We start from the raw sequence: 18,239 nt of genomic DNA on the forward strand, positions 1-18,239 counted from the left end.
CCCCATTCCCGCATTTCAATCACTGGAAACCAACGCAAGAATAAGCCATATGCTCGCCTTCATGACCGAGACCGCAAAGCCTGAGACGAATGTTGTGCCAGCCTCGCGCCTTTGGACCCCTGCCGGGTTCCGGGAAGATGACTGGACGCATGCCGAGACCGCCGAGGCGCTTTCAGGCAACGGCCGCTTCATCCTGCCGCTGCAGGCGTTAGTCGATCTCGATCCGCAGCTGAGGGCATCGGCGAAGGAACGGCTCGGCGTTTTGCTGCAGCCGGGCGACCAACTGGACAAGATCGTCGACCTGCTCGACCAGCTTTCGCTGGTGGCACTGGCCTTCCCGGCCTTCACCGATGGCCGCTCCTTTTCCAAGGCATCGCTGCTGCGCAGCCGCCATGGTTTCGAAGGCGCGGTCCGGGCAACGGGCCAGGTGCTGATCGACCAACTGCCGCACATGCTGCGCGTCGGGTTTGACGAGTTCGAGATCTCCCATCCGGTGCTTCTCAAGCGCCTCGAGGAAGGTCGCCTCGACGGGCTTCCGGTCTACTACCAGCCAACGGCAGAACCCTCGGCGCCGACCGGCACCTACAGCTGGCGCCGTACCCCGACCAACTAAGCGCAAGACATCGCAAATGGCGATTGGCGACGAGCGATCGTTAAAAGGTCGAATCCGGTTGATCGGTTGAGTATCTTTACAACCCTGAGGTTTAAGGTTTCTCTCTGCCGACGGACGGAAACATCCGCCGGCCACCCGGGGAGGGATCACCATGAAGTTCGACTACGTCATCGCTGGCGGTGGCTCGGCAGGCTCGGTGCTGGCCGCGCGGCTCTCGGAGGATCCCTCCGTCAGCGTCTGCCTGCTGGAAGCCGGCGGTGAGGGCAGGGACATGCTGATCCGGGCGCCAGCCGGGATCGTGGCGCTGCTGCCGGGTCGTCCGAAGATCAACAACTGGGGCCTGGAGACGGTGCCGCAGCCGGGGCTGAACGGGCGCAAGGGCTATCAGCCGCGTGGCAAGGCGCTGGGCGGCTCCAGCGCCATCAACGCGATGCTCTATGTTCGTGGCCACCCGGCCGACTATGACGACTGGGCAGCCGCCGGGTGCACGGGCTGGTCCTGGGACGAGGTGCTGCCCTACTTCAAGCGCGCGGAGGGCAATCAGCGCGGCGCGAGCGACCTGCATGGCGGTGACGGTCCCTTGCGGGTGGCCGAACAGCAAAGCCCGCGCGCGCTCAGCCACGCGTTCGTGGCGGCATGCGGCGAGAACCAGATCAGGCCGAACGACGATTTCAACGGAGATGAACAGGAAGGTGCCGGGCTCTACCAGGTCACCCAGTTCTGGGGCGAAAAACGCAATGGTGAACGCTGCTCGGCGGCGGCGGCCTATCTGCACCCGGCGATGTACCGCAAGAATCTCACCGTGGTCACGGGCGCCCATGCCACCGGTATCGTGCTGGACGGCAAGCGCGCCGTGGGCGTCCGCTATCGGACCGCAAATGGCGAAGCTTTCGCCCAGGCGGGACGCGAGGTGGTGGTTTCGGGCGGTGCATTCGGCTCACCGCAGCTTCTGCTGCTGTCCGGCATCGGACCTGGCAAGGAACTCGCGGCTCAGAACGTCGCGGTGACTCACGACCTGCCGGGGGTCGGCAAGAACCTGCAGGACCATCTGGATTTCATCATGAGCTGGAAATCCAGGGAAACCGACATGATGGGCCTTGGTTTCAAGGGCACGATCAACCTCGTGAAACACATCCTGCAATGGCGCAGGGACGGCACCGGCATGATCGCGACGCCTTATGCGGAAGGTGGCGCCTTCATGAAATCGGAGCCAGGGCTCGAGCGGCCGGACCTGCAACTGCATTTCATCATCGCGATTGTCGACAACCATGGCCGTAAAATGCACATGGGCTATGGCTTCTCATGCCATGTCTGCGTGCTCAGGCCGCATTCGCGCGGCGAGGTGACGCTTGCCAGTGCCGATCCGCTCGCGGCACCGCGCATCGATCCGCGCTATCTTTCCGACGAGCGCGACGCCGCGTTGATGCTCAAAGGAGCGAAGATGATGCGCAATGTGCTGGAAGCACCGGCGCTGGCGAAATACCGGCACAAGGAGCTCTATACGGCAGGGGTCAGCAGCGATGCCGAACTGATGCACCATATCCGTTCGCGCGCTGATACGATCTACCATCCCGTCGGCAGCTGCCGGATGGGTTTGGACGACATGGCGGTGGTCGACCCGCAGTTGCGGGTGCGCGGCCTCTCGGGCCTGCGTGTGGTCGACGCCTCGGTCATGCCGACGCTGATCGGCGGCAACACCAATGCGCCGACGGTCATGATCGCGGAAAAGGCAGCCGACCTGATGAAGATCGCTGCCGCCTGACGGAAACGCTCTAGCGGCTGCGCGTGCTGCTTTCCTGCGCGTCGAGCTTTTCAAGCAGGGTGCGCAACGGTTCGGGAAGCTCGTTCACGACCTTGAACGTCGGCAAGCTATGCAGGAACCGCTGGTTCGAGCGATCGGAAAACTGACGCCTGATATGCGCCGTCACTGGATCGTGCTTGACTGCATTGATGCGGGACATGGCCTCAAAATCCTTAGTCGGCCTTGAAACTTCCCCGCGGGTGAATCGTTCCCATATTGCGTCAATTTGGCAAGCGAGGAACGAAAACAGCGTAAAATTTGATTTAATTCGTCTGCGCTGGCTGCTTTTGAGTTTCGGCACCCGATGCTTGCCGGAAATACCCTTTCCCCTTGATTTTTGTGTCCCAAACCTCGATATCGGGCACAAATCCAGAACCAACCGGCATGACGGGAAATGGCGATGAGCGACCAGGCAAAAGACGAACGCGCGCCTGAAGATATCGAAGCGGTGGAAGCCGAAGCGGAGCGCGCCGAAGGTGGTGTCGACGGCGACTATGAGGCGCTGGTTCGACTGCTGAAGGAAAACGAGGAACTGAAGGACAAGGCGCTGCGCACCGCAGCCGAGATGGAGAATCTGCGCCGCCGCACCGCGCGCGACGTTCAGGATGCCCGCACCTATGCGATCGCCAATTTCGCGCGCGACATGCTTTCGGTGTCGGACAATCTCGCGCGTGCGCTGGAGGCCATTCCAGCTGAGGCGAAGGCGTCCGCCGACGCGGGCCTCAAAGCCCTGATCGAAGGCGTCGACATCACCGAGCGCGCCATGCTTGGCGCACTTGAGCGTCACGGGGTGAAGAAGCTTGAGCCGCAGGGCGAGAAATTCGATCCGAACTTCCATCAGGCAATGTTCGAAGTGCCCAATCCGGATGTTCCGGCCAACACGGTCGTCCAGGTCGTTCAGCCCGGCTATTCGATCGGGGAGCGCGTGTTGCGTCCGGCCATGGTTGGCGTCTCGAAGGGTGGCCCGAAGGTCACTGCCGAGCCCACCGAGCCCGGCCCGGTCAACGAGCAGGCCGAGAAGGATGCTTGAGGCAGGCAGTCGGCAATAGGCAGTAGGTAAAGGGCGCCTGGTGAGAACCACGGCGCCCTTGGCTTTTGTATTGGACGGCATATAGATGCCTAATGCCTAATGCCGCTCCAGCCTCAGGCCTCCGATGTCCGCCATTACCTTCATCGACTATGCCGGCGTTGCAGTGTTCGCGGCGACGGGAGCACTGGCTGCCTCGCGCAAGCAGCTCGATATCGTCGGTTTCGTTTTTCTCGCCGCGGTGACCGGTATCGGTGGAGGCACTTTCCGCGACCTGATCCTCGGCGTACCGGTGTTCTGGATCGGCAATCGCGACTATGTGCTGATCTGCACCGTGGTCGCCCTCGTGGTTTTCTTCGGCGCGCACCGTGTCGAATCCCGCTACAAGCTCCTGCTGTGGCTTGATGCCGTCGGCCTTGCCGTCTTTGCTGTGATGGGAGCGGCGAAAGGCATGGCGATCACCGGTTCGCCGGCGGTTTCGATCATCATGGGCATGCTGACAGCCTGTTTCGGCGGAATCCTGCGCGACCTGCTGGCCGGGGAGCCTTCCGTGCTGCTCACGCCGGAAATCTATGTGACGGCGGCAATCATCGGCGCCGGGGTCTATACGGCTGGTGAGCTTCTGCACTTGCCGGGCCAGGTCTCCTATCCCGCCGGCGTGCTCGCGGCTTTCGCGGTGCGGGGCGGGGCGCTGAAATTCGGCTGGTCGTTTCCGCCTTACAAAAGCCGTCCAGGACGACGCCCCGAAGACATCCCGTAAACTTCAGCCGGGACGAAATTACCTGTTTGAGGATTTGTCCCGTTCGGCCAGCCAGGCCTTGGCTTTCGTTTTCGGAACCTGGGTCAGCCAGGTCCGCTGCAGGCGATGACGCAACTCGTCATCCGACGCGGCATTCATGCGCACGAGCAGCGCCGGCCAACCCTTGTAGTGATCCGTCTCGAAATAGATGTCGGGCGCTGCCCGGAGCAGCATTTCCTTCTCGTCGAGCGGGCACATCACCACGGCCGTTTCCGCATCCTTGACGCGGGTGAGCAGTTTCTTGCCGGCCTTCAGCGCCGGAGTGCCATAGGATGTGGTCTCGACAATGTCGGGCAGGTCTCGGACTGCCCGTTTCAGGCGTTCGAAGATGGCGGAAAAGCCGTCAGCCATGGCCATTGCTAGGCGGCGAAACGCTGCCCTTCGCCGCCGTAATAATTCAGGTAGCGGGCGCCGATCTCGCGCACGGGCAACACGATGAAGACGTCGACGGTCTTGAAGTCGTGGTCGATGACGCAGCCGTCGCCGATGCGCGCGCCGACGCGCAGATAACCTTTCACCAGCGTCGGCATGGCTGCGATCGCAGCCTTGGTGTTGACCGCCTCGATCGGCATCAGGTCCATGGAGCAATAGCGCCCGTCATTGGCGCGGATGTCCCAGGCCGGGCTCGTGCGGCAATGATGCGCGAGATAGGTGAGGGCCTCGGCATGCGCGGCTGGAACAATGCCATGGAACGAAGCACAACCGGTCAGGACGCCGATGTCATAATGCGTGAAATAGGCCCACAGACCCTGCCACAACGCTTCTATGGTGCGCTTCGAGCGGTATTCGGGCAGTACGCAGGAGCGACCGAGCTCAAGGAATCGCTGGCCAGGGTGCTTGGCGATGAGCCGCCTCAGTTCAAATTCATCCTCGGAATAAAAGCCGCCCGCGCGGACCGCGGTTTCCTGGCGCAGCAACCGGTAGGTGCCGACGATGCGGCGATGGTCCGGGCCGGGCAGGGCATTGTCGAACACCAGGAGATGATCGCAGACCGGGTCGAAGCGATCCGCGTCTCGCCGTTCCAGTGACTGCAGGCGGCTCTTGCGGGCACCGAGCTCATCGTAGAACACGCGATAACGGATTTCCTGGGCGGCGGCGATTTCCAGTTCATCGCGGGCCAGCCGCACTTCGAGGCTGCCAATCTTGCCCAAGGTACCGGTGATGGACTCGATCGTCCTCATCCTCTGGATCGCGCTGCCTCCGGTGTTCCCCTGCATCTCACCTTGCGGCATCGCTGTATGCACGAGTGATTCTCCTTCGAGCCATCCCTCTTGGCGTCGGGATACGATGTAGGTGCTACAGGATTGTGACAGTACCGTGATACAAAGTGAGGAGCAAGGGGAAGACGGCAATGAACCCCTGCCTAGCCGGCTTACCTAAGGGCTGGAAATTGCGGGATCAGGCCGCTACCTGGCTCTCCACGGCATGCACCAAAGCCTGTGGATCAAGCGGTTTTGTGACAAAGCCGGAGGCTCCATGCGCGAGAACAGCATGGCGGGTTCGTTCCTGGCTATCGGCCGACAGCACCATGATCGGCACCGGCGCCATACCGGACGCCTCCTCGTGGCGGCGAATCGCTGCGATGGCGTCCATGCCATCCATCAGCGGCATATGCAGGTCCATCAGCACGACATCATAGCGCCTGGCGGGGTTTTCCGTCGCGACGGCATCGACGGCAGCGCGGCCATTGCTGACGATGTCAACGTGATGCCCAGCCTTCTGCAGGCTGGCGCGCGCAAGCATCGCGTTGATGTCGTTGTCCTCGGCGATCAGCACCGAAAGACTGCCTGTCGAGCCTGACGGCACGGTCGCGGCCTGGCTTGGGCCGGGCAATGGCCCGCCGACAGCGGCGTGGCCGGCCAGAAGTACCCGCAGCAGGGTTTCACTGCGCACCGGGCGCGCCAGAAACGTCGCGTATCCGCCAGCACGGAACTCGACCAGGGCGCCTCGGTCCGACGGGGCGATGAGCGTCACCGCCTCGCAGGCCACGAAGCCTGTCTGCCGCAGTCGCTTGAGGGTCCGGCACTCCTTGTCTTCCTGGCGCGCGTCGATCAGCAGAACGTTGCAGAAACCCGCGAAGGGCAAGGCCTGGGTGGCATTGGTGACGATTTCGGCGTGGCCGCCATGTGTGCGGATGGTGCGTGCAATCGCCTCGGCTTCGATGGCGTTTTCCGAAATGATGACAGCGCGACGATCGGTCAGCACGCCGGTGCGATCCTCGGTCGATTCGATCGCTTCCCGTGCCGGCAGTTCGAAGATGAATTCCGAGCCTTCGCCAGGCGCGCTGGAAACGCTGATCGTGCCGTTCATGGCTGCCGCCAGCCGTCGTGAAATGGCCAGCCCAAGGCCAGCGCCACCATGCTTACGGGTCGATGTGCCATCGGCCTGCTCGAAATCCTCGAAGATGCGATCCATATCAGCCTCGCTGAGGCCGGGGCCGGTGTCGGTGATCGAGAAGACGATGCGGTCGCCGCTGTCAGCGCGCCGGCGGGTGACGCTGACCAGAACTCCGCCTGTCTCGGTGAATTTGACGGCGTTGCCGATCAGGTTGAGCAATACCTGCCGAACGCGACCGGGATCGGCCGTGACGATCTGAGGCACATCCGGTGCGACGTGGCAGGCGAGGCCGATGGCTTTGGCGAAGGCGCGCGCGGCGAGAAGTTCCACGACATTGTCGGCGATCTCGCGTGGCGACATCGGCTGAGGTTCGGGGGCGAAGCGGCCAGCCTCGATCTTGGAATAGTCGAGCAGATCCTCGATCAGGGCCAGCAGCGCGCTGGCCGATGTCGAGACCGCTCCGACATAGGTACGCTGTTCGGGCGTCAGCCTGGTGTCGGCGAGAAGTTTGGCCATGCCCATGATGCCATTCATCGGCGTGCGGATTTCATGACTGACGGTGGCGAGGAAGCGCGATTTGGCCTGGCTGGCATACTCGGCGCGCTCGCGGGCATTGATCAGCGAGGATTCGGCCTGTTTGCGCGCCGTGATGTCACGTGCGATCGCCCGGTGGGAGACCTCGGCACTGTCCTTGTCGCGCATCGACAGTTCGATCCACGAAAACCAGCGCGGACCGTTCTGCGTGCGGATGGCGACGTCGGTCGAACTCAGGCAGTCATGATCGGAAAACGCTGCGTCCGGGACGACGCCGATGTCGATGCCAAGTTCCGTCAGCATCATGCCGGCCAGATCGGTCTGGTTCTGCCCGACCAGCTCGGCGAAGACAGGATTGGCGTAGACGATGCGGCCGTCGCGGTCGCGATGGACGACCAGGTCGCCAAGCGCATCGATGAGACCACGAAAGCGCTCTTCGCTTTCCTGCATCTCCCACATCCGGTCGGCCATGGTTTCGATTTCGGCGCGACTGCGGGCAGTGGTGTCGTCGAGGATCGAGACTGCGGTGTGCTCGCTGTCCCGGTTGCGCACGAAGAGAGCCAGGCCGGCAATGCCGGTCAGCAGCACGCCAAAAGCGATAAATGGTGGTGCGCCGGTGAGATGGGAAAGACCAGCGAGAACGACAAGCGCAACGAAGATAAGGAAGGGCAGACCTTCGTGTTCGCGCCTGTCCAGCGTTGGTACCAGCGGTGGCGTTTTGGTCAGCACGCGACGTTGCGTTGCCGGCTCAGCCGGGCCCGCCTGACGCTCACCCTCTACCTTTATGGCAGTTCTGTCCCCTATCATGCAGCTATCTTAGCCACAGATAAATTATGGAAGGCTGGGTCGAACCGTTCGAATTTTAGAGGTTTGCCGATTTTCCCCGGCGCAGGTTTGCTATCTCACTCGCCGACATCATCGTAGGCGCGCCGACTTTGCTCGATACGCGGTAAATTGTCCTGTATCCAGAAGTTGAGGCCTTCAAGCGCTGACAGAATGCCCGAGCCCATCTCCGTCAGTTCATATTCGACACGAGGCGGCACTTCAGGAAAATAGTGGCGCACCACAAGGCCGTCGCGTTCCAGATTGCGCAGCGTCAGCGTCAGCATGCGCTGTGTAATTCCCTCGACCTCGTTTTTGAGCCGTGAAAAACGAAGCCGCCTCTCCGGTGCTGCCGAGAGACGCCACAAGACCAGAACGGTCCATTTGTCCCCGAGCCGTGCACAGATCCCGTTCGAGGGATATGGTTTGAAGTGGCGACGACCTACCGCAATCTCGTCAGGCCTTGCATGGTGCGATCTGTCCAAGCGTATCATCCTTGTGCCTGAAGCTGGAAAATGTGCCGTCTTCCAGCAGCGTTCCAGCACTATATATGGAGCCCCTTGTTCAACACGAGGGTTCTCCAATGACGAATGACAAACCTCCGATCCTGGTGTTCGGCGCGACAGGCCGGCAGGGCGGAGCGGTCGCCAGGGCACTCCGGCAGGCGCAGTGGCCCGTTCGTGCGCTGGTAAGGGACACTGCCGCGCCAAAGTCGATCGCGCTTCGCGATGCCGGCGTCGAACTGGTGCAGGGATCGTTCGAGGACATCGAGGCGATCCGGGTGGCGATGAAGGACATGCATGGCGTCTTCAGCGTCCTGCCTGGTAATCTGGCCCAGGAAGAAGAGGTGCACGCCGGAAGATCCATTGCTGACATCGCCGTCGAGTGCGGCGTTCGACATTTTGTCTATTCCTCGGGTGCCAGCGCGGGAGACAAGCCGACAGGTGTGCCGCGTTTCGACGCCAAGCCACGCATCGAGGCGCATGTCCGCAGCCTGCCGATCATCGCAACCATCGTCAGGCCGATGATCTTCATGGAGATGCTGGTGGGACCCGGCTTCGGGCTGGAGCAGGGACGCTACACTTTCTTCCTTCGGCCGGATCAGGCGATGCAACTCATTGCCCTTGACGACATCGGCAAGTTCGTAGCTGCGGTCTTCGCCGACAGGAGCCGGTTTGGCGGTGAAACGCTGAAGATCGCCGGCGATACCGTTACCGGTAGCGATCTGGAGGCCATCTTTACGCAAACGGCCGGCCGGCCGATCGCCTATGCGCGCTTTTCCGAAGAGACCCTCATGGCCAATCCCGATCTCGGGCACATGGCTGCCAGTCTGGAAACAGGACCGCTCGCCGACCACGTCGACCTGAATGTCATGCGCCAGATCAATCCGGAAATCATCTCGTTCCGGTCCTGGCTTTCCGCAAACGGACGCAAGGCTTTCGAGGAGATCCTTGGACGGGGAGCGGGCTGAAACGCGGACCTGTCGCCTGTCGGCGAGCTACATGTCGACGACGACCCGGCCACGGATCTTGCCTTCGACGATGTCGGTGGCGGCGGCAATGATGTCGTCAAAGCCGATGGTGGTGGAAAGCGCCTTGAGTTTTGCCAGATCGAGGTCGCGGCCGATGCGCTGCCAGGCTTCGATCCGCACCTCCTTCGGCGCCATGACGGAATCGATGCCGAGCAGCGAGACGCCGCGCAGGATGAAGGGAGCGACCGATGAGGGCAGGTCCATGCCGCCAGCCAGGCCGCACGCGGCGATGGCACCGCCATAGCCGGTCATCGACAGCACATTGGCCAGCGTGGTCGAGCCGACAGCGTCGACACCACCAGCCCAGCGCTCCTTGGCGAGCGGCTTTGCCGCTCCGGTCAGCTCCTCGCGGGCGATGATCTCCACCGCGCCGAGATCGCGCAGATATGCTTCTTCCGAAGCCCGGCCCGTCGAGGCGATGACGTGATAGCCGAGTTTCGACAGGACCGCGACGGCAACTGAACCGACGCCGCCGGCGGCCCCCGTCACGATCACTGGCCCACGCTGCGGCACGATGCCGTGGCGCTCGAGGGCCATTACCGAGAGCATCGCTGTATAACCCGCGGTGCCGACAGCCATGGCGTCATGCGCCGTGATGCCTCCCGGCAGCGGCACCAGCCAGTCACCCTTGACGCGAGCACGTTCGGCGTAGGCGCCATAATGGGTCTCGCCGACGCCCCAGCCGTTCAGGATGACGCGATCGCCCTTGTGCCAGTCGGCATGGCTGGAGGAGAGTACCGTGCCGGCGAAGTCGATGCCGGGCACCAGCGGCCAGCGGCGCACCATGGGCGCCTTGCCGGTGATCGCCAGCCCGTCCTTGTAGTTCACCGTCGTGGCCTCGACCGCAATGGTGACATCGCCTTCCATCAGATCGGCCTCGGTCAGCTCGGTGACCGTGACCGACTGTTTCTTGTCCTCATCACGAGAGACGAGAATGGCTTTGAAGGTGTCCGGCACTGGCTGCTCCCGATCCTGGATAAGGAGATCAGGCTAGTTCGAAAACAACCGTGGTCAATCGGCCTGGAGCGCTTCCGCTTTTCGCGGAAACGCTGGAACGCCCCAACTCTTTGTTTTCATGCAATTCCAGACGCAAGACCACTTCGCGCCTTTGCTGAAATGCCTTAAGGCCGCGGTTGTCGCCGCCAGGTGATGAATTCGTCAAGCACCACGGCGGCGGCTCCTACCGAAATGAAGACATCGGCCAGGTTGAAGATCGCGAAAGACCAGACCGGGGTGTGGAACAGGATGTAGTCGATGACATGTCCGTAGACGGTGCGATCGATGACATTGCCCAGCGCTCCGCCGACGATCAGCGCGAAACCGATGCGGGCGAGCACCTGATTCGGCGGGGTTTTCAGGGCCAGATAAAGCACGAACACAACCACCACCGCGGCAACTGCGATCAAGCCGGTGTCGCTCAAGGACGAAAACATCGAAAAGGCGATGCCGGTGTTGTAGGTGCGGAAAAGCGCCAGGAAGGGCAGGAGATCGATCTTCTCCTGAAAGGGCAGGCCGGTTTCGACCCATTGCTTGATCCACTGGTCGAGCGCGATGGCGACGATGGTCAGCAGGGCGTAAGGCGTCAACGATTTCAGGATCGATCCTCCAGCGTCAGCGCGCCGCGCCGGATTTCGAACAGCATGACGCCGGTCGCGACCGCAAGGTTCAGTGAGTCCGCGCGTCCGGCTTGCGGGATGCGCAGAAGCCTGTCGCAACTGGCGGCGAGGTCATCCGGCAAGCCTTGTTGCTCATTGCCCATCAGGAGCAGCACCGGCCGGTTCGAAAAATCGACCGAGCGATAGTCGACAGCACCCTTGAGATGCGTGCCGACCACAAGGCCCGGGAAGCCCTTGCGCCAGGACAGGAAGGCGTCTGGTGTTGCTTTGGCGACCGGCACTGCGAAGACCGACCCCATGGTGGCTCGCACGGTTTCCAGCGAGAACGGATCGGTGGTGTCGCCGATCAGGATCACGCCCTTGGCGCCGACGGCGTCGACGGTGCGCAGTACCGTGCCGAGGTTGCCGGGATCGCGCACGCGGTCGAGCGCGACCCACACATCGCCATTTTTCGGGCGGACGTCCTTCAGCATCATGTATTTCTGAGAGAAGACACCCACCACCATCTGCGGATTGTCGCGACGGGTGATGGCGGACAGCACTTTTTCCGAGACCTCGAGCACCATGCCGCCTGCAGCCACCGTGCGGGCGGCGACCTTTTCGACGGCCTGGTTGCCACGCCCTGCCTTGGCGAAAACCAGGGTCTTGATCTGCCAGCCGAGGTCGAGTGCGTCGATGATCAGCTTCAGGCCTTCGGCCATGAAGGCATTCTGGCCGTCGCGGAATTTCTTCAGCGCCAGCGCCTTGATGTCCTTCACCAGCGGGTTGGCCAGGCTGGTGACTTCCTTGACCTGCCCGACGGCACGGCGGTTCTCATATTCCGTCATTTCGGACTCTTTTTGTTTCCGCATGATCCTGCCAGAAAACCGGCTCCACTTTGCGGGATCATGCGGAGACCCAACGCGAGAAAAGGGAGGTGGAAAGCGCCCGTCCGGCCGACTGTTCGCGGATGATCAGCTCGCCCGATTCCACCCGTCCGCCCATGCCGGCGAAGGTATCGCGCATCAGGGCATGGGTGGCGAAGAAGGAAGAGCGGATCGAATAGGCGGTCAGGACCACGGCCAGTGGCTTCGGCGTCAGGATCGAGCGACAGATGTCGGTGAGCGCCGGCAGGTGCTCGAACAATTGCCAGACCTCGCCTTTTGGTCCCCGGCCATATGCCGGCGGATCGAACAGGATGATGTCGTAACGGCTGCCGCGGCGCTCTTCGCGCTCTGCGAACTTCATCGCATCCTCGACGATCCAGCGGATCGGCTTGCTGCCGAGGCCTGCCATCTCCTGGTTTTCGCGCGCCCAGCCGATGGCTTTCTTGGAGGCATCGACGTGGGTGACCTCGGCGCCGGCGCGCGCCGCCACCAGCGAGGCGAGGCCCGTATAGCCGAACAGGTTCAATACCTTGACTGGTCGCCTGGTGTTCTCGATCAGGCCCGCCATATGGTCCCAGTGCGAGGCCTGTTCGGGAAAGACGCCGACATGGCGGAAAGACGTGAAGCGGCCGAGATAGTCGATGCCGTCATGTTTCATCGGCCAGGTTTCGCCAAGCGGCTGACGCGGGAACCGCCAGCGGCCCATGCCTTCCTCGTCGGTGTCGCCTGTGAAAATGGCGTCGACCCGGTCCCAGTCCTTGGCCGGGAGCGCCGGCTGCCAGATCGCCTGGCCTTCCGGGCGCACGATGCGATAGGGACCGTATTGCTCCAGTTTCTGGCCATTACCGCTATCCAGCAGCGCATAATCGGCATTGGGCGCGACTTCGAGGATCAACGGCAGCTTTTCAGCCGGGAGAACGCCTTCGCGGCGGGCCAGCACACGCTGCCCGGTTTCGCCCTTCGTTTCGGGATGGACTTCGTTTCGTTGTTCGACCGTCCGTGCTGCCCGGTTTTCCTGGCGCTCGGCTTTCGGCGCGGAGCGAAGTGCCTGCTTCTGCCCCTGCTGCCGCTCGGGCTTGCGTTCCGGACGCTTGTCGCGGCGGTCGTCCTGCGCGCGCGGCGGATGGGTGCCGCTGTCTCGGCCGCCCGATTTGTCCCTGCGTTTGTCGCGCGTGAATTTCAAGAAGGACGCTCCGCGTTTCGCGCTGCTTTTGGCATAGGGGCCGGAACCGCGCAACATGAAGGGCCTCTGACGCGATCGCGGCGAGAAGACTTCAAGCGGAAAGCTGACAATTCGAAGGCACGGGAACGGCCTGCGCTGTATAAGGTCACAATGTCGCGCTCCGAACGCCTGCTCGATCTCGTCCAGACCTTGCGTCGCCACCGCTTGCCGGTGAGCGGGCAGACCTTGGCCGGGGAACTTGGCGTGTCGATCCGCACGCTTTATCGCGACATCGCCACGTTGCAAGGGCAAGGTGCGCCGATCGAGGGCGAGGCCGGGCTGGGTTATGTGCTGCGGCCCGGCTTCATGCTGCCGCCGTTGATGTTCACCGACGAGGAGATCGAGGCGATCGTGCTCGGTTCGCGCTGGGTGGCCAAGCAGCCGGACAACCGGCTTTCCAAAGCGGCCGCCGATGCGCTTGCCAAGATCGCCGCCGTCCTGCCTGAAGATCTGCGCGAGGATCTCGATGCGTCAACGCTCCTGGTCGGTCCGCATTCGGGGGCAAGCGAGGGCATCGATCTGGCGGCCGTGCGCCAGGCGATCCGCGACGAGCGGAAACTTGCCATTACCTACAGCGATGCCGGTGGCGCCGGCAGTGAGCGCATCGTGTGGCCGTTTGCACTTGGCTTTTTCGACAAGGTGCGGGTGATGGTGGCCTGGTGCGAGATGCGTCAGGATTTCCGCCATTTCCGTACCGACCGGATCGCGAGGCTGGATGCCACGGGCCTGCGCTACCCCCGGCGACGGCAGTCCCTGCTCAAGCAATGGCGAGCGACATTGGAGAATGCACCCCAGCGCTGATTGCTACTGCCAGAATCTGACAGTGGACGCACCTATGTTCTCTCCATCGCAACACGGAGAGCAAGCATGCAAAGCCCCAACTTCACTATCCTCTTTGTCGACCAGCCGCAGGCGAGCGGCGCCTTCTACCAAGCCCTGGTCGGCCGTGAGCCCGTTGAATCGTCGCCGACCTTCGTGCTGTTCGTGCTGGACAACGGCTTCAAACTGGGCCTCTGGTCGCGCCACACGGCTGAACCAGCTGTCAGGGTCGCGGGCGGAGGCTCCGAGATCGTCTTCCAGTGCGAAACGCCTGAAGCCGTAGATGCAACGCACGCCAACTGGGTGGGCCGTGGCCTTTCCATCCTGCAGCAGCCAACCGAAATGGATTTTGGCCGCACCTTCGTGGCCCTGGATCCCGATCAGCACAGGCTGCGCGTCTATTGGCCGAACATCGCGCAAAACGCTCGGTCATGATGCGATACTGGCTCGCCGTAGCGTGTGCCGCGCATGTCAGGCGTGGCCGCGCCGAAGGCTTCATGCAGGTGAACCATGGCAAGGCCGCACCTTTGCGTCGCATCAATCCCGGGGACGGGGTCGTCTATTATTCACCGAGCACGACAATCGGCGAAAAGGACGGCCTGCGCTCCTTCACCGCCATCGGCCGGGTGCGCGACGGTGAGCCCTATCAAGGCGTCATGGCCAGCGGGTTCCAGCCGTTCCGGCGCGATGTCGCGTGGGAACAGTCGCACGAGATGTCGATCATGCCGCTGCTCGACAGGTTGGAATTGACCGCCGGAAAGTCCAATTGGGGCTATCCGCTGCGGTTCGGGCTGATCGAGTTGACCGAGCATGATTTTCAACTGATCGCCGGGGCAATGGGAGTTCCGGCGATCAGTGATCAAAGGTAGCGCGTGAGCGGAGCGGATCACTCGACCAGGATGCGAGCTTCGCGAGCGGCTTCGACGAAGGCTTCTCTTGCCGTGTCACCGGCGGCGTTGCCGTTTATGACGGCCTGCGAGGCACGCTTGGCATCGAGATGTTTGCGCGTGCCCGCATCCGGCCAATGATTGGTAAGCAGGTCGATCGCCTGCCTTGCGTTTGAAACATGACGAATATCACCCAGTATGCCGGTGGCTACGGGCACGACTTTCGAAAACCAGCCTTCGTTCATGGCTTTGGTCCTTGGCTGTTACTGCCCGCAACAAACGCAGAACTCGACAGCCGGTTTCCCGAAAACGAAGGCGATAACCGAAGCGTGAATGTCGGTCAGGATTTCAAGGCTTTGTAGACGGCGATGCCAGTTGCGAGGTCTTCCAATGCCGCGCCGACCGACTTGAACAGCGTGATATCCTGCGCGTTTTCACGACCTTTCTTATGGCCACGCGCCAATTCGTGCAGGTCGGCGATGATGGCATCGGGTTTGAGCACGCCGGAGGCGAGCGGCTGGACGATGTCTCCAGCCTCCTTGGTGGCACCCGCACGGGTGTCGACATAGACGCGGGCGCGCGCGATCGCCGCGTCGTCGGCTTCGCGCATGGTCGGCGTGAAGCCGCCGACGAGGTCTATATGGACACCCGGCTTGACGTTAGCGCCCCTGACCAGCGGTTCGTTGGAAATGGTGGCGGAAGAAACGATGTCGGCCCTGGCAAGCTCTGTATCGAGATCGATCGCTGCTTCCGCCGGCAAGCCCTCCGCGCGGAGACCGGCAGCGACTTTTTCGGCATTGGCCGGCGTGCGGTTCCAGATGCGGATCGACGTGATCGGCCTTGCCGCCGAATGTGCCTTGGCCAGGAACGGCGACAACGCACCGGCACCGATCACCAGAAGCCGCGACGCATCCTCGCGCGCGAGATAGGAGGCGGCGAGCGCCGAAGCGCAGGCGGTGCGCCATTGGGTGAGCCGCTGGCCGTCGATCAACGCCTGCGGTTCGCCGGTCTTGCCGTCGAGAAGCAGATAGAGCCCCATTACCGCAGGTTTGGCGATGGCATTGTTATCGGGTGAAACCGTGACGATCTTGACGCCGATATGGCCATCCTTGGAAGTGCCCGCGGCATTGAAGTCGGTCCAGGCCGGCATCAGCAGCAGCGTGGAAGCAGCACCGTCAGGCCGTTCGACCGTGTGGTGGTGGCGCACCGGCTGCACGGCGCCGTCATGGAAAGCGGTGCGGAGCGTCTCGACCAGACCGGAGAACGTCAGCGCGCGATCGACCTCGGCGGCCGAAATGGTCAGCATGGAAGGGTCTCCCGTTCGATCTTATTGATTTTGTCGCACGATCTTTTCCGAAAAGCCTGCAACTTTTCGGATCGCGCTCGATGAAGCGCCGATCAACTGGTCGGTTTGGGCAGAGCCGGCCCCTGGCCGGCGGAAGGCGCGCGTGCGATCGCCTGGCGCAGGTTCTCTGCTTCGACCCCGCGCTGGCGCGCGAGCTTGCGATAGCGGCCCTGGCGCATCCAGGTGGCGAAGGAGCCAACGAGGATGCCCACGGCCAATGCCAGGAACAGCATGACGAACAGCGGCAGAGTGAGCGTCAGCGCCGGATTGCCCGGGTTGAACGGGTCAAGCGTGAAGGCAACCAGTTCGCGGTTCGCCACAGCCAGCGCGATCAGCACAATGGCCAGCGGGACAAAGATGACGATGACAGCGAAGCGGTTGAACATGGCGTCTCCAGTCGGAAGGCTGGTTGCGGCCATCCGACTGGAGGCCGGAGTGGCGCTAAGGCGATTTGAAATCGCCTTACTTGTCGCCGTTCAGCCTTTCACGCAATTCCTTGCCGGTCTTGAAGAACGGCACCCATTTTTCCTCGACCTCGACCGATTCTCCGGTGCGCGGGTTGCGACCGGTGCGAGCGGGGCGATTCTTGACCGAGAAAGCGCCGAAGCCACGAAGCTCCACGCGGTTGCCTTCCGCGAGCGCGTCGGTGATTTCGTCGAAGACCGCGCCGACGATGTTTTCGACATCGCGCAGGAACAGATGCGGATTGCGGGTGGCGATGATTTGGACGAGTTCGGACTTGATCATGCGGACGGTCCCCGTAAAGGCGCGGCGGCCAATTTTATGCGGATGATTTTATTCGCTTTTTGACTTATGCCCCACGCCAGATCAAGGGTGCCAGACCGAGACGAGACCGTCAAGGAACAAGCGGTCGGCGCCGATCTGGCGTAGCACCTCTTCGCTCTCCACCGGCAGGCCAAGTGCGCGGCCGATCTGGCGGACCATCGCGTTGGGAAGAAAGAGGCTGCTGCGCTCCGTGCTTTTCCACTCCACGACCTTCAATTTTTCATCGACGCCCTTGGTGCCGAGCCACTTCACGGCTTCCTGTTCGCCACCCAACGCGTCGATCAGCTTGTTGGCGACGGCCTGGCGGCCGGTAAAGATCGAGCCGTCAGCCAGCGCCAGCGCTTGCGGCCTCGGCAGCTTGCGCCGCTCGGCGACGATGTCGACGAACCAGTCATAGCTGTCCATGATCAGCTTGCGCACCATGGCGCGGGCTTCCTCGGTGGTCGGCGCAAAAGGCGAGGGCGATGCCTTGAGCGGCGAGGATTTCACCTCCTCGAGCTTGACGCCGATCTTGTCCATCAAACCGGTCACGTCAGGATACTGGATCAGCACGCCGATCGAGCCGACGATCGAGGTCTGGTGCGCGACAATGTAATCCGACGCACTGGCGATCATGTAGCCGGCGGATGCCGCCAGCGTGCCGACTTCGGTCACGACCGGCTTTTCGGCGGCAAGCTTGCGCACGGCATCGTAGATGGTCTCGCCGCCCACGGTGGTGCCGCCCGGCGAATTGACCAGCAGGATCACGCCTTTGACATGCGATGCCTTGCGCACCGCCTCGATGCGGCGGATCAGTTCATCGTCCTGAGTGATGGTGCCTTCGATCTTGATCTTGGCGATGTGATCGACGCCGGTGCTCTCGCCGCCGCGATAATACCAGGCAGACAGCATGGCCAGCCCGATCAGCAGCACGGCGATGGCGGCGATGCGCCAGAAGGTCAGCTTGCGCCGCAGGCGGCGTCGGTCGATCAGGTCGTCGGCTCTCAGGGTCATGTCAGCCTCAGTTTCTGGGCACGCAAGCAGACGCTTTTAATGCAACCGCCAATTCAGGGCTACCGCTTTCAGGCCCGTGCGCCGTGCGGCATCGTTGCCGCAAGCATTCGGGATCTGCGGATGAACTCTTCATTAGCGATCTGGCAATACTGGGCAGCGTGATAGTCGAAATGTAGGCATGGCGGTGAAAAAGGCGTCATGCTAGTCTTGACCGACCCCCTGGCGGTTTTCTCCGCTGCAG

The 18,239-nt window shown here is 62.5% G+C and carries 21 protein-coding genes and 1 pseudogene; 8 read left to right on the forward strand and 14 right to left on the reverse strand.

Annotated features, from left to right (window positions below):
- Positions 1 to 61: 61 nt before the first annotated feature.
- Positions 62 to 613 (forward strand): DUF934 domain-containing protein, encoded by a 552-nt coding sequence (locus tag ACFWYE_RS21160; protein ID WP_379114271.1) that lies wholly within the window; start codon positions 62 to 64, stop codon positions 611 to 613.
- Between the two features lie 151 nt (positions 614 to 764).
- Positions 765 to 2,375, forward strand: a complete 1,611-nt coding sequence (locus tag ACFWYE_RS21165) for a GMC family oxidoreductase (protein ID WP_379114082.1) — start codon at positions 765 to 767, stop codon at positions 2,373 to 2,375.
- Positions 2,376 to 2,385: 10 nt separating this feature from the next.
- Here the strand turns inward: ACFWYE_RS21165 and ACFWYE_RS21170 are convergent, their stop codons facing one another.
- The gene (locus ACFWYE_RS21170) at positions 2,386 to 2,574 is read right to left on the reverse strand and encodes a hypothetical protein (protein WP_379114084.1); all 189 of its coding nucleotides are present in this window, start codon (positions 2,572 to 2,574) and stop codon (positions 2,386 to 2,388) included.
- Between the two features lie 240 nt (positions 2,575 to 2,814).
- Between ACFWYE_RS21170 and grpE the strand changes: the two genes are divergently transcribed.
- A complete protein-coding gene (gene grpE, locus ACFWYE_RS21175; protein ID WP_379066555.1) occupies positions 2,815 to 3,444 on the forward strand; it encodes a nucleotide exchange factor GrpE in 630 nt (209 codons plus the stop codon).
- A 124-nt stretch (positions 3,445 to 3,568) separates the two neighbouring features.
- On the forward strand, positions 3,569 to 4,201 hold the full coding sequence (locus tag ACFWYE_RS21180; RefSeq protein ID WP_379066557.1) for a trimeric intracellular cation channel family protein: 633 nt from the start codon (positions 3,569 to 3,571) through the stop codon (positions 4,199 to 4,201).
- Positions 4,202 to 4,219: 18 nt separating this feature from the next.
- Here the strand turns inward: ACFWYE_RS21180 and ACFWYE_RS21185 are convergent, their stop codons facing one another.
- The 4 genes from ACFWYE_RS21185 to ACFWYE_RS21200 all read right to left on the reverse strand — a co-directional run bounded on the left by ACFWYE_RS21185 (position 4,220) and on the right by ACFWYE_RS21200 (position 8,427).
- Complete coding sequence (locus ACFWYE_RS21185; RefSeq protein ID WP_379114086.1) at positions 4,220 to 4,591, reverse strand: MmcQ/YjbR family DNA-binding protein; 372 nt, start codon at positions 4,589 to 4,591, stop codon at positions 4,220 to 4,222.
- A gap of 8 nt (positions 4,592 to 4,599) precedes the next feature.
- On the reverse strand, positions 4,600 to 5,421 hold the full coding sequence (locus ACFWYE_RS21190) for a GNAT family N-acetyltransferase (protein ID WP_379072867.1): 822 nt from the start codon (positions 5,419 to 5,421) through the stop codon (positions 4,600 to 4,602).
- Between the two features lie 217 nt (positions 5,422 to 5,638).
- Entirely contained in the window at positions 5,639 to 7,918 is a 2,280-nt protein-coding gene (locus ACFWYE_RS21195; protein WP_379114088.1) for an ATP-binding protein, read from the reverse strand.
- 95 nt (positions 7,919 to 8,013) lie between these two features.
- Positions 8,014 to 8,427 (reverse strand): winged helix-turn-helix transcriptional regulator, encoded by a 414-nt coding sequence (locus ACFWYE_RS21200; protein ID WP_379066563.1) that lies wholly within the window; start codon positions 8,425 to 8,427, stop codon positions 8,014 to 8,016.
- Positions 8,428 to 8,516: 89 nt separating this feature from the next.
- Here ACFWYE_RS21200 and ACFWYE_RS21205 point away from each other — a divergent pair, with 89 nt between their 5' ends.
- Positions 8,517 to 9,404, forward strand: coding sequence for an NmrA/HSCARG family protein (locus ACFWYE_RS21205; protein ID WP_379114090.1), 888 nt, complete (start codon positions 8,517 to 8,519; stop codon positions 9,402 to 9,404).
- Between the two features lie 27 nt (positions 9,405 to 9,431).
- Here ACFWYE_RS21205 and ACFWYE_RS21210 read toward each other — a convergent pair whose 3' ends face one another.
- The 4 genes and pseudogenes from ACFWYE_RS21210 to ACFWYE_RS21225 form a co-directional block, all read right to left on the reverse strand.
- Positions 9,432 to 10,421 carry an MDR family oxidoreductase gene (locus tag ACFWYE_RS21210; RefSeq protein WP_379114092.1) on the reverse strand — a complete coding sequence of 330 codons (990 nt, stop codon included), beginning with the start codon at positions 10,419 to 10,421 and terminating at the stop codon, positions 9,432 to 9,434.
- 164 nt (positions 10,422 to 10,585) lie between these two features.
- On the reverse strand, positions 10,586 to 11,059 hold the full coding sequence (gene lspA / locus ACFWYE_RS21215) for a signal peptidase II (protein ID WP_379072870.1): 474 nt from the start codon (positions 11,057 to 11,059) through the stop codon (positions 10,586 to 10,588).
- Positions 11,056 to 11,907 carry a TrmH family RNA methyltransferase gene (locus ACFWYE_RS21220; protein ID WP_379114094.1) on the reverse strand — a complete coding sequence of 284 codons (852 nt, stop codon included), beginning with the start codon at positions 11,905 to 11,907 and terminating at the stop codon, positions 11,056 to 11,058. Before ACFWYE_RS21220 ends, lspA begins: the two co-directional genes overlap by 4 nt.
- Before the next feature lie 58 nt (positions 11,908 to 11,965).
- Positions 11,966 to 12,868, reverse strand: a pseudogene (locus ACFWYE_RS21225) (class I SAM-dependent methyltransferase); the annotation flags it as partial.
- 411 nt (positions 12,869 to 13,279) lie between these two features.
- On the opposite strand from ACFWYE_RS21225, the gene ACFWYE_RS21230 reads away from it, so the two are divergent.
- The 3 genes from ACFWYE_RS21230 to ACFWYE_RS21240 all read left to right on the forward strand — a co-directional run bounded on the left by ACFWYE_RS21230 (position 13,280) and on the right by ACFWYE_RS21240 (position 14,856).
- A complete protein-coding gene (locus tag ACFWYE_RS21230; protein WP_379066573.1) occupies positions 13,280 to 13,969 on the forward strand; it encodes a helix-turn-helix transcriptional regulator in 690 nt (229 codons plus the stop codon).
- Between the two features lie 66 nt (positions 13,970 to 14,035).
- Positions 14,036 to 14,422, forward strand: a complete 387-nt coding sequence (locus ACFWYE_RS21235; RefSeq protein WP_379114096.1) for a VOC family protein — start codon at positions 14,036 to 14,038, stop codon at positions 14,420 to 14,422.
- Positions 14,419 to 14,856: an EVE domain-containing protein gene (locus ACFWYE_RS21240; protein WP_379114098.1), complete on the forward strand. Its 438-nt coding sequence runs from the start codon at positions 14,419 to 14,421 to the stop codon at positions 14,854 to 14,856. The genes ACFWYE_RS21235 and ACFWYE_RS21240 overlap by 4 nt, the downstream gene beginning before the upstream one ends.
- A gap of 17 nt (positions 14,857 to 14,873) precedes the next feature.
- Here the strand turns inward: ACFWYE_RS21240 and ACFWYE_RS21245 are convergent, their stop codons facing one another.
- The 5 genes from ACFWYE_RS21245 to sppA all read right to left on the reverse strand — a co-directional run bounded on the left by ACFWYE_RS21245 (position 14,874) and on the right by sppA (position 17,998).
- Positions 14,874 to 15,119 (reverse strand): DUF982 domain-containing protein, encoded by a 246-nt coding sequence (locus ACFWYE_RS21245; RefSeq protein WP_379066579.1) that lies wholly within the window; start codon positions 15,117 to 15,119, stop codon positions 14,874 to 14,876.
- Between the two features lie 95 nt (positions 15,120 to 15,214).
- Complete coding sequence (locus ACFWYE_RS21250; protein WP_379114100.1) at positions 15,215 to 16,180, reverse strand: ornithine cyclodeaminase family protein; 966 nt, start codon at positions 16,178 to 16,180, stop codon at positions 15,215 to 15,217.
- A 92-nt stretch (positions 16,181 to 16,272) separates the two neighbouring features.
- Complete coding sequence (locus tag ACFWYE_RS21255; protein WP_129413281.1) at positions 16,273 to 16,605, reverse strand: DUF1049 domain-containing protein; 333 nt, start codon at positions 16,603 to 16,605, stop codon at positions 16,273 to 16,275.
- A 76-nt stretch (positions 16,606 to 16,681) separates the two neighbouring features.
- Positions 16,682 to 16,966, reverse strand: a complete 285-nt coding sequence (locus ACFWYE_RS21260) for an integration host factor subunit beta (protein WP_129413282.1) — start codon at positions 16,964 to 16,966, stop codon at positions 16,682 to 16,684.
- An 81-nt stretch (positions 16,967 to 17,047) separates the two neighbouring features.
- Complete coding sequence (sppA, locus tag ACFWYE_RS21265; protein WP_379066585.1) at positions 17,048 to 17,998, reverse strand: signal peptide peptidase SppA; 951 nt, start codon at positions 17,996 to 17,998, stop codon at positions 17,048 to 17,050.
- Between the last annotated feature and the right edge of the window lie 241 nt (positions 17,999 to 18,239).

The organism is Mesorhizobium sp. NPDC059025 (assembly GCF_042739655.1).
In the GTDB taxonomy this organism is placed as follows: domain Bacteria; phylum Pseudomonadota; class Alphaproteobacteria; order Rhizobiales; family Rhizobiaceae; genus Mesorhizobium.

Excerpts from the sequence above, each read along its gene's own strand:
- ACFWYE_RS21160 (WP_379114271.1), top strand. The coding sequence starts at position 62 with ATGACCGAGACCGCAAAGCCTGAGACGAATGTTGTGCCAGCCTCGCGC.
- ACFWYE_RS21165 (WP_379114082.1), top strand. The coding sequence starts at position 765 with ATGAAGTTCGACTACGTCATCGCTGGCGGTGGCTCGGCAGGCTCGGTG.
- ACFWYE_RS21170 (WP_379114084.1), bottom strand. The coding sequence starts at position 2,574 with ATGTCCCGCATCAATGCAGTCAAGCACGATCCAGTGACGGCGCATATC.
- grpE (WP_379066555.1), top strand. The coding sequence starts at position 2,815 with ATGAGCGACCAGGCAAAAGACGAACGCGCGCCTGAAGATATCGAAGCG.
- ACFWYE_RS21180 (WP_379066557.1), top strand. The coding sequence starts at position 3,569 with ATGTCCGCCATTACCTTCATCGACTATGCCGGCGTTGCAGTGTTCGCG.
- ACFWYE_RS21185 (WP_379114086.1), bottom strand. The coding sequence starts at position 4,591 with ATGGCTGACGGCTTTTCCGCCATCTTCGAACGCCTGAAACGGGCAGTC.
- ACFWYE_RS21190 (WP_379072867.1), bottom strand. The coding sequence starts at position 5,421 with ATGAGGACGATCGAGTCCATCACCGGTACCTTGGGCAAGATTGGCAGC.
- ACFWYE_RS21195 (WP_379114088.1), bottom strand. The coding sequence starts at position 7,918 with ATGATAGGGGACAGAACTGCCATAAAGGTAGAGGGTGAGCGTCAGGCG.
- ACFWYE_RS21200 (WP_379066563.1), bottom strand. The coding sequence starts at position 8,427 with ATGATACGCTTGGACAGATCGCACCATGCAAGGCCTGACGAGATTGCG.
- ACFWYE_RS21205 (WP_379114090.1), top strand. The coding sequence starts at position 8,517 with ATGACGAATGACAAACCTCCGATCCTGGTGTTCGGCGCGACAGGCCGG.
- ACFWYE_RS21220 (WP_379114094.1), bottom strand. The coding sequence starts at position 11,907 with ATGACGGAATATGAGAACCGCCGTGCCGTCGGGCAGGTCAAGGAAGTC.
- ACFWYE_RS21230 (WP_379066573.1), top strand. The coding sequence starts at position 13,280 with ATGTCGCGCTCCGAACGCCTGCTCGATCTCGTCCAGACCTTGCGTCGC.
- ACFWYE_RS21235 (WP_379114096.1), top strand. The coding sequence starts at position 14,036 with ATGCAAAGCCCCAACTTCACTATCCTCTTTGTCGACCAGCCGCAGGCG.
- ACFWYE_RS21240 (WP_379114098.1), top strand. The coding sequence starts at position 14,419 with ATGATGCGATACTGGCTCGCCGTAGCGTGTGCCGCGCATGTCAGGCGT.
- ACFWYE_RS21245 (WP_379066579.1), bottom strand. The coding sequence starts at position 15,119 with ATGAACGAAGGCTGGTTTTCGAAAGTCGTGCCCGTAGCCACCGGCATA.
- ACFWYE_RS21250 (WP_379114100.1), bottom strand. The coding sequence starts at position 16,180 with ATGCTGACCATTTCGGCCGCCGAGGTCGATCGCGCGCTGACGTTCTCC.
- ACFWYE_RS21255 (WP_129413281.1), bottom strand. The coding sequence starts at position 16,605 with ATGTTCAACCGCTTCGCTGTCATCGTCATCTTTGTCCCGCTGGCCATT.
- ACFWYE_RS21260 (WP_129413282.1), bottom strand. The coding sequence starts at position 16,966 with ATGATCAAGTCCGAACTCGTCCAAATCATCGCCACCCGCAATCCGCAT.
- sppA (WP_379066585.1), bottom strand. The coding sequence starts at position 17,998 with ATGACCCTGAGAGCCGACGACCTGATCGACCGACGCCGCCTGCGGCGC.